The 5,209-nt window shown below is 53.6% G+C and carries 6 protein-coding genes; 1 reads left to right on the forward strand and 5 read right to left on the reverse strand.

Translation table 11 applies throughout. From position 1 onward, the window contains the following. The coding region (locus tag QCH34_RS02565; protein ID WP_300329604.1) for a PAS domain-containing protein at positions 1-838 on the forward strand (838 nt) is incomplete at its 5' end. Between the two features lie 60 nt (positions 839-898). On the opposite strand, the gene QCH34_RS02570 is transcribed toward QCH34_RS02565, so the two are convergent. The 5 genes from QCH34_RS02570 to QCH34_RS02590 all read right to left on the reverse strand — a co-directional run. Then, entirely contained in the window at positions 899-2,068 is a 1,170-nt protein-coding gene (locus QCH34_RS02570) for an META domain-containing protein (protein ID WP_300329607.1), read from the reverse strand. A 111-nt stretch (positions 2,069-2,179) separates the two neighbouring features. Further along, positions 2,180-2,800 carry an ABC transporter permease gene (locus QCH34_RS02575; protein WP_300329610.1) on the reverse strand — a complete coding sequence of 207 codons (621 nt, stop codon included), beginning with the start codon at positions 2,798-2,800 and terminating at the stop codon, positions 2,180-2,182. After that, positions 2,794-3,429 carry an ABC transporter permease gene (locus QCH34_RS02580; RefSeq protein WP_300329613.1) on the reverse strand — a complete coding sequence of 212 codons (636 nt, stop codon included), beginning with the start codon at positions 3,427-3,429 and terminating at the stop codon, positions 2,794-2,796. The genes QCH34_RS02575 and QCH34_RS02580 overlap by 7 nt, the downstream gene beginning before the upstream one ends. A gap of 13 nt (positions 3,430-3,442) precedes the next feature. Then, the gene (locus tag QCH34_RS02585) at positions 3,443-4,564 is read right to left on the reverse strand and encodes an ATP-binding cassette domain-containing protein (RefSeq protein WP_300329618.1); all 1,122 of its coding nucleotides are present in this window, start codon (positions 4,562-4,564) and stop codon (positions 3,443-3,445) included. A gap of 28 nt (positions 4,565-4,592) precedes the next feature. Then, positions 4,593-5,209, reverse strand: a 617-nt coding sequence (locus tag QCH34_RS02590) for a glycine betaine ABC transporter substrate-binding protein (RefSeq protein WP_300329622.1), incomplete at its 5' end; no start/stop codon positions are given.

The raw sequence follows: 5,209 nt of genomic DNA on the forward strand, positions 1-5,209 counted from the left end.
GCGTTTTGTCACCAAGCCGCAGAAACCGGATATTCTCATCGGCATCGTCAGGGAAGTCCTTGAAGAAGCCGGGAGAGAGAGGGCTCCGCAACCTGAAAAGACCTTTGAGGAAGAGATGGAACTGCTGCGGGATTATAATGAGGTCCTCTTTCGAAAACTCCAGAAGAAGGTCAGCCAGCTTGAGGAGGAGATTCTCCGATGCAACAGGATCGAAGCGGATCTTCGCGAGAGTGAGAAGTTCTTAAACTCAATTGTTGAGGAGATCCCAAATATGATCTTCGTAAAGGATGCAGCAGAACTCCGGTTTGTCAGGTTCAATAAAGCAGGAGAAGAGCTCCTCGGCGTATCCCGCGACGATTTCATCGGCAGGAACGATTATGACTTCTTCCCGAAAGAGCAGGCAGAAGCATTTATTCTGAGGGATCATGATGCTCTCAGTACAAAGGCACTGGTGGATATCCCTGAAGAATCGATAATGACACAGAATAAGGGCGAGCGGGTGCTCCATACAAAAAAGATCCCTATCCTTGATGAGTCAGGTACGCCCACATATCTCCTCGGCATATCAGAGGATATCACCGAACATATAGAACTTGAAGAGCTGAGGCGGACAGCACTCATCCAGATTGAGGAGCAGATACAGAAACTGGCGATCCTGAATGATTCGATCAGAAACCCGCTTGCCGTGATCGTCGCCCTCACCTCGATGAATGAAGGAGGGATCTTCGAACAGATCAGCGATCAGGCATATGAGATCGATCGCATCGTGACACTCCTCGATGAGGGGTGGCTCGAATCACTGAAGATCCGTGAGTTTGTCAGGAAACATTACAGATAATCTCTTCTTACAAAGGATAGCTACCAGAAAAAAGAGGGTTGTGGTTTCTCTCATTGATATTTAGTCTGTGAACTGAACAAACGAGAGGATGATCCCGCCATCTGATGATGAGAGGAGAAGCCGATCCTCTTCAATCTCATACTTCGTCATCTCAGTCAGGAGTGAGAAGTACCTGCTCTCCTGATCCATCACGGCTTCAGGCATACAGTAGACGAGTGTCTGGATCGGCGGCTCGATCCTCAGTCTTCCATCTTCAGAAACCTCATATGCTGCCGAGTAGCTGTTGCAGCCTCCGGTGCCGCCGACAGAACCGTTATCAAAGATTGCGGTCACTGCCCTATCCGGAAGAACAGTTGTCTGCAATCCATCTTCGGTGATCGATTCGAGCATCCACTTTCCGTTCCCAAGGGTTATTTCATTGGGTTTTGGATGAAAGACCAGCCTGGCATTTCCCTCTTCATCAAAGAAGGTGAGGGTTTCTGATCCAATCTCATATGATGAGACCTCGCCAAGTGTTGCAAGGTACTGCTGCTCCTGCTCCATCACCCCTGCTTCACCACAGTACATCTTCGTCGATCCAATCGCTCCAATTGCGATTCCGTCACCGGTAGCCTCAAAGGATCCGAAGTACCGGTTGCATCCGGCAGAGCCCCCGAGTGTCTCCTCATCAAAGACGAGGGAGATTGTGGTCCCGCTCAGAACTGACGAGGCGGTTCCATCTTTGGATCCGATCGTCCCAAGCTCCCATGCCGTTCCCGGCAGGGCAGCGGCGATGGGCACCTTCTCAGGAACCTTCGCAAATATCAGGCTCGGCACACCGTCTGCATCAGAGAGGGTGAGGGTATCGCCATCAATCCGGACCGATGCCGCTTCCCCGAGGAGCGTGAGGTAGAGCAGCTCCTGCTCCATCACACCCGCCTCTCCGCAGTACATCTCGGTGGAGCCGATCCCCTCAACGGCGATCCTGTACTCATCAAGGGTATAAGAGCCAAAGTAGAGGTTGCAACCGGCAGTGCCGCCGAGGCTCTCCTCATCAAAAGTGAGGGTGATAGTTGTTCCCTCGACAAGGTTCACCGAGGTGATCGCAATCGCGGCCAGTTCCCATTCTGTTCCGGGGAGAGCGAGAACGGCTTTACCATCCGGGGATGGCGCCTGCTGATCCCCGACGCATCCGGCAACCGCCAGGCACGCTGCCAGAAAGAGGCATGCAAGTATCGGAAGTAACTTCATATGATCTGATCTGGCGGTGAAGATGAAAAGTTCATCGTAAACTTCAACTTTTTTCGCACCAATGAAAATCAGGGTATCTTCAAAAAGAGGGAAGCCAGGAGAGAGAAGAACTCACTCCAATCCACTCTGTCCGGATCGCGGCAGAAGCCGCCTCTCCATCCATGAGAAGGACGCATCAAGGAAGAGAGCGATCCCGATCGCAGGCAGGGCACCGGAGAGCATCTTCATCATATTCACCCCGGCAAGCCCTTCAAAGACGAGCGAGCCAAGTCCGCCGCTCCCGATCATCGCTGTCAGGATCGCGACACTGTTTGCCAGGATCGCCGCAAACTTCACCCCGGCAAAGATGGCGGGATAGGCATTGGGGAGCCTGACATACCGGATGATCTCCCATTCCGAGAGGCCGATCCCCTCAGCCGAGGCTATCAGCACCGGATCAACAGACGAGAGGCCGATCCAGGTATTTTTGATGATCGGGAGGAGCGCCCGGAGGATAATCGCAACAATTGCCGGCCAGAACCCGATCCCGATTAAGGGAACCACAATCGCCACAACCGCCAGGGTCGGAACCGCCTGCATCAGGTTTGCCAGCGTCATCACAATCTTCTGGAGTGGCCTGCTATATAACGCGAGAATAGCAAGCGGAATTCCAAGGGCGATACTCACAAAGAGTGCGGTATAGGCAAGAACGATATGCTGGAGGATCGGGGTCAGCAGGAGGCCGCTCACCATGATCCAAACCTCCTCTTCAGCGAAGCCTCAATTCCACCGGCGATGCCATCCAAAATCACCGCAAGGATCCCAACCCAGATCCCGGCGACAAAGATGATATCCGGCCGGATCAGGTTGATCCCGGTCTGGAGAGGGGCACCAAGGCCCCCTGCCCCGAAGATACCGCCGAGAGTCACGATCCCCATTGTAAAGACGATCGCGATCCTGATCCCACCGGCGATCATCGGAAATGCCAGCGGAAACCTGACCTTGAGGAGGATGAATCGTTCGGAAAGGCCCATTGCCCGGCCCACCTCAAGGAGATCAGGACTCACAAAGATGAGACCGGTATAGGTGTTCCGTGCGATCGGAAGGATCGAGTACAGGACACAGGCGATGATCGTCGGGACAGTGCCGATCCCGGCAAGCGGGATGAGCAGGACGAGGAGTGCGATATCGGGGAATGTCTCAACCGCATTTAGGGAAGAGAAGACGGGAGAGGCATACCGCCTCCGCCGGTAGATGAATAAGCCAATTGCAACACCCGCTACGATCGCAGCGATAAGCGCGATAGAGAAGATCCAGAGATGCTCTATTGTCCGTTCAGTGAGGTTGTAGGTGATCCAGACAGCCGTGATCTCATCTATCACCAGAACCACCCCTTCAGACAAGCCGGGTGATCAGATCGTCCGGCAGAAGCAGCCCTGCCGGCTCCCCATCCTTCATCACAAGACCCAGAGAGACGGAGGCGGCCTTCATCTCTTCAAGGGCAGAGAGGAGAGATGCATCCATGGAGAGGAAGAATGGCGGATCTGTTGCTTCCAGAACCGTTTTCACCTCATCCCTCATCTGGAGAAGGGTGGAGAGCAGCAGAACAGAGAAGGAGGAGGCTCTATTCCTCACAACGGCGATCTTTGATCCGCTCTGTACCATCACCCCGATTGCCGACTGAACCTCCATCTCTCCTGATATAATTGGAGAAGCAGGAACCATCATATCCGATACGGTGAGTGACGCGATATGCCCAAAGAGGCGATCAGATCCGACGAGATCAGAGACCATTTTGTCTGCCGGATTCAGGATGAGATCCCGCGGAGTACCAAGCTGGACGATCTGCCCTTCATGCATGATCGCGATCCGATCACCAAGCCGGAACGCCTCATTGATATCATGGGTCACAAAGACGATCGTCTTGCCGATATCCTCCTTGATCCCGATGAACTCATCCTGGAGCTGCCGCCTGAGAAGCGGATCAAGCGCTCCAAACGGCTCATCCATCAGCAGGAGGGGAGGGTTCATTACAAGGGCACGGGCAAGGCCGACCCGCTGCTGCTGGCCGCCTGAGAGCTCCTTTGGATACCGGTCCATGAACTGATCAGGGGGGAGATGGACGAGGATAAGGAGTTCTGCAACACGCGAATCGATCTCCTCCCTGCTCCACCCCTCAATTGTAGGGAGAAGACCTATATTCTCACGGATCGTCATGTGGGGGAAGAGGCCGATCTGCTGGATCACATACCCGATATTCTTCCGCAGTACAATCCCATCGATCGTCTGGGTATCAATCCCGTTGATTGCGATCGTCCCTTCATCCGGATCGATTAACCGGTTGATCATCCTGAGGGTGGTCGTCTTCCCTGACCCTGATCCCCCGATCAGGATGAGGAGTTCGCCACCCCTGATATCAAGGCTGATCCCATCAACTGCAACCGTCTCACCAAATCTCTTCCTAACTCCGTGGATATCGATCGTTTCGATACGATCAAACGGCCGTTTCAGAGTCACACCAGCTCCCTGGATCGATATGGCAAAATCAGGAGGAGATTAATCCCTCTCTCCTGAGATAGTCACGGGCGATATCCCTGGCTTCACGCTTATCATTATCAAACTCGGCATTTAATGCCCTCATCTCATCAGTATCGATCCGGTTATCGAGCAGAGAGAGGGCAGAGACGAGCCGTTCATCTGATGCGAGATCTGATCTCAGAAGAAGCATCGTCTCATAGGGAGGGAGCGCCGCCTTATCATCCTGAAGTACTCTCAGGGAATAGAGATCAACCCGTGAATCGGTGGTATATGGCGGGATCGCCTGCACCTGATCATTTGCAATCGCTTCGTACATCAGGGTCGGCGACATCGGTCTGACATCCGCAAATGTGAGACCATAGACCTCCTTCAACCCCGGAAGACCGTCTTCGCGTTCATGGAAGACGAGATCGGATCCAAAGACGAGCGTTCCGGCATGAGGCACCAGATCGCTGATGGTTCTGAGATTCTTCTCTTCAGCATATGACTCTTTGACTGCGATTGCATAGTCGTTCCTGAAGCCAAGCCTGAAGAGGACATCAATTCCCTCTGCTGCAAGGCCGTCCTTCACCTGCTGGTAGACGAAATCCGGCTCCCAGCTCTCAGGCGGCTCAAGCTTCAACA

It is taken from the genome of Methanocalculus sp. (assembly GCF_029762515.1).
GTDB lineage: Archaea > Halobacteriota > Methanomicrobia > Methanomicrobiales > Methanocorpusculaceae > Methanocalculus.